The 3,765-nt window shown below is 34.4% G+C and carries 3 protein-coding genes; 1 reads left to right on the top strand and 2 read right to left on the bottom strand.

What is annotated here, in order from left to right; all coding sequences use genetic code 11:
• Positions 1-145: 145 nt before the first annotated feature.
• Positions 146-1,222 carry a hypothetical protein gene (locus ACOYLT_RS10670; protein ID WP_422853833.1) on the bottom strand — a complete coding sequence of 359 codons (1,077 nt, stop codon included), beginning with the start codon at positions 1,220-1,222 and terminating at the stop codon, positions 146-148.
• A 224-nt stretch (positions 1,223-1,446) separates the two neighbouring features.
• Positions 1,447-1,677, bottom strand: coding sequence for an HTH domain-containing protein (locus ACOYLT_RS10665; RefSeq protein WP_422853832.1), 231 nt, complete (start codon positions 1,675-1,677; stop codon positions 1,447-1,449).
• A gap of 1,061 nt (positions 1,678-2,738) precedes the next feature.
• Between ACOYLT_RS10665 and ACOYLT_RS10660 the strand changes: the two genes are divergently transcribed.
• Positions 2,739-3,314: a hypothetical protein gene (locus ACOYLT_RS10660; protein WP_422853831.1), complete on the top strand. Its 576-nt coding sequence runs from the start codon at positions 2,739-2,741 to the stop codon at positions 3,312-3,314.
• Positions 3,315-3,765 lie beyond the last annotated feature (451 nt).

Raw genomic sequence — 3,765 nt, 5'->3', positions numbered from 1 at the left:
ACTCTGTAGGGTGGTGGTGTTCTACCGAATTGGGCGAAAAGGTGAATGGGCAATACCAATATAAGGAATGATAGGATACTTATTTTCATGCTAACACTGTTGAAAAGACCATGCGTCTATTTTATTGGCGCATGGTCTTTTGATATTAATTGTGTTTTATTTTGCTAGTGTATTTCCTGCCATTGTGCCAGCCGTCGTGGTCAGATTCATGTTTTTTAAATTCATAATCCTTTGCAGGTTTAAAGCCTAGTTTGCATTTGTCAAAGGATGGGATAGGAAATTTACAACCAATTTGACCGGTATGCCAAGAATTTGCAGGCCAAAGTGATTCTACTTTTTTTGTTGATAGTTGATCTTTTCTGGTTTGTATTCTGTTATATGGATAATTGGTATATATGAGTCCCGAGGGATATTTGGTAGAGTAATATCCCTCACCTTCAACACTCAATCTTTCAGCTGTGGTATTCCACCAGATTCCGAGGAACTTCCTCTGTCGCCTGCTTGTCATACCAACAGAAGAATAAACGCCAAGATTTTGCGCATATACAGTTGCAATAATTCGATTTCTTTTGTCCATTTGTATAATATCACAATCTTGCAATTGGCCAAAGCCATTTCTAGCAAGAGTACCCTTGTTGCAGGATGGCTTCACATTGTATGTAGGTGGATTTTTAAAAAGTTCGATATCCCGGTTCAGCAGATATATATCAGGGAGCAATACTTGCAATTCGATTTCGTCAATCGTTTCATAGGATGTATAATTATTCTGCAAAGCATTATCAAAAGGTGAAGTTTCATATACGTTTTCGAAATTCTGTTTGTTGGGTAGTTCGTATGCAAATACCCCAAATTCTGTATTGCGAATAACAAGGTCTGCTATCATAACTTCCCGGTAATTATTCAATACGGCTTCATAAAATGGATCGTGCACTAGAAAATCGTCATAATATATGGTTTCACCCGGTAATAAAACATCATCTTCTTCAGATGTACTATTAGTCTGTGAGGTACTTATTATTTGTTGATCTTCTTTCCATAGTGCTTTATTTAATCTATTGATATCTTCAATATCAGTAGGCTTGATTTCGATAAGTCCCTTAAAATTTGGCAACTGTCCAATCATTTTGTGGGTCTCTTCAATTCCGATATTATGAAAATAGTTCATTGCATCTTCAAATGCAGTGGAGTTTTTAAAATAAATGATGCCATCTTTTACCTCCAATTTAGTTGCCGAGGTTGTACTTTGTTGTTCAACTGAATTTTTGTTACATGCCTGAACTACACAAAGGCTGCAAGCAATGAGAAGGAGAATGAATTGCCTAATTACGCGGGGGGGGGGTGAGGAGATAGATACTGTTTTCATAAATGATTGTTTTGTTTAATGCGAATTAAGCGGCTTTCCGTGCAGCTAATTTGCACGGCTGTTAATAAAAAGTTAAATGCCGCTTACCAGGTTTCGAATTGTAATACAAATCTGCCATTTGTTGAGTAACAGTAGGAAGTTGCTTTTCTACTATAATAAATAGGAGCACCCAATGATTTCATAACAGCGATAAATTCCTTTGCTGTTCTTTCACAAACATTGAGGCGTTGCGCAAGGACGGCTGCATTTCCGGTATTTCTTTTTTGTATCAGCTGATCAATGATTTGCAATCTTGTAACGAATGTTTTTGGCATGACACAATTTTTTATATACTAAAATTACTAATATTTTGATTCGTTTCAATTAGTGATTTTACTACTTTCCACAACCCCAGTTGATACTATTATAAGTATTTCTCCTAATAATCAATTTTACCCCCTCCCAATACTTCTAAAAGTTCGATGTGGCTGCAGCCATACCGACATGTTATTTCTGAAAAAGCAATCTAAATACAAAAGGCCGACTTGTTAAGGGCGGCATTTTTGTTGGGTGGAGTGGATCTCGAACAAGTCAAAACATATACTTCATGGAAGAAAAACCACTCTTTCCCCAAATGTTAATCTTTTTCCTGCGCCTGGCTTGGGCTTTGCCAGTTGAGGTAATCGAAGCCCTGCAAAGTGCATGACACGCGCAATAATCTAAAAAACAAAAGCAGAAATGAGCCGAGGATGCGATATTCGCGAAGCATTCGCACCACAGGATCATGTATGCACATTATAAACAATTTATAATGTGTTTGAGGGCGTAAAATCCGGATTTGCGAAGTATTAAAATTTAGTTATTAAATGATCAGAAAAATTGGTAGCCGAAATGGAATTTTCCACTTCTATTTGCAATCAATTAGCCCACGCCCCCTTCTATTGAGCATAAAATGTATTTGGTTCCATTTAATAACTTTTTTTGAAAATTTTTTATTGTAAAGCAAGGCAGTTATAGGCTAAGCTCAACCCACTAGCATCACTAATTGACTGACTATAAATAATTTAGATGATATAATTTCACCTTACCTGCCGAGTAACCACCCAAAGACCAGTGTAATAACTTAAAAATACCTCCCACACAACCATATTATTATGTAATTTCATATTATATTTATTCCACATAAACATAGAAAGTAAATTGATTAGTAATTATTAGCAAGCTAAGAAATGAAATAACACAGATAAGAGTGTGAGCATATATTGAATCATCTTGAATGTTATTATGATGCAAAAGGAATAGTATTTACACTAAGGGTGGAGTCCAGATTCCACTATAAAAAACGGGGAGATTCCGAAAAGCCTTACGAGTAGGAAATTATAAAATTAATAAAATCATGAAAAAATTAATCTTTTCGGCGGTTGCCACAATTTTTATTTTCGCGAATTGTCTTTCACAAGACGTAATCACTAAAAAAACAAGTGAAGACATTAAAGCGAAAGTTCTTGAAGTAACAGCAACTGAAATTAAGTATAAAAAATTTGAGAATCAAGATGGTCCTACATTTACTCTTTTAAAGGCAGAGGTATTAATTATTCGATATGAGAATGGTTCTAAAGACGTCTTTAATGAAACCCAAAACACTTTAAATATAAACACTTCAACAAGTGATATGGCATTTAAAGGAAAGCAGGACGCAACAGCTAACTACAAGGGTAAACATTCAGGAGCTGGCTGGACTGCTGCTACAGCAATCGTTTTAAGCCCTGTATTTGCGCTAATTCCAGCCTTAGGTTGTTCATTATCTGAACCCTCTGACAATAACTTAAAATATAAAGAACCAGAATTAATGAAGAATTCTACTTATAATCAAGCATATACAGAACAGGCGCATAAAATTAAAAAGAAAAAAGTATGGACTAATTATGGTATTGGTTCAGGAGTTTGGGTGCTATTGATTTTATTGTTATAAGTATTTAATAAAAACCAATATCATAACCCATCAAAAAGTCAATATCTGAAAAAATATTTTATTGTTAAAGATTCGAAAAGTTGGAGAAATTTCTCCAACTTTTTTTATTAAAGTATTAAGTTTTTCTAGTGCAAAAGCCTTCTTTTAATTTTCTATTTGCATAAACATTTGAGCAAGTATTTTCTCATTTCTTCATCAAGGCAATAAAACGATTTAAAAAAACAATTGAATTAGGTGTTGAACATAAGTAGAAAAGAGTTTAAGTGCTTTTTTGCATTTTGTTTCAAAAATTACACTTATATATTGAATTCAGCTTACGGCTTTATTTTTTTTACAAAGTAATCAGCAGCTGCCTGATATACTGAAATTGCGTTTTCGTTATTCATCCAGTGATGCGTATCGTCTACAATCATCTTGGTTTCAAAAGGAATTTTTCTTTTGGTTAAGCGAT

Source organism: Flavobacterium sp., assembly GCF_049318185.1.
Lineage (GTDB): Bacteria > Bacteroidota > Bacteroidia > Flavobacteriales > Flavobacteriaceae > Flavobacterium.
Note: the sequence above shows the minus strand (reverse complement) of the source record. Positions and strands in the feature narration are given on the sequence as shown.

Excerpts from the sequence above, each read along its gene's own strand:
- ACOYLT_RS10665 (WP_422853832.1), bottom strand. The coding sequence starts at position 1,677 with ATGCCAAAAACATTCGTTACAAGATTGCAAATCATTGATCAGCTGATA.
- ACOYLT_RS10660 (WP_422853831.1), top strand. The coding sequence starts at position 2,739 with ATGAAAAAATTAATCTTTTCGGCGGTTGCCACAATTTTTATTTTCGCG.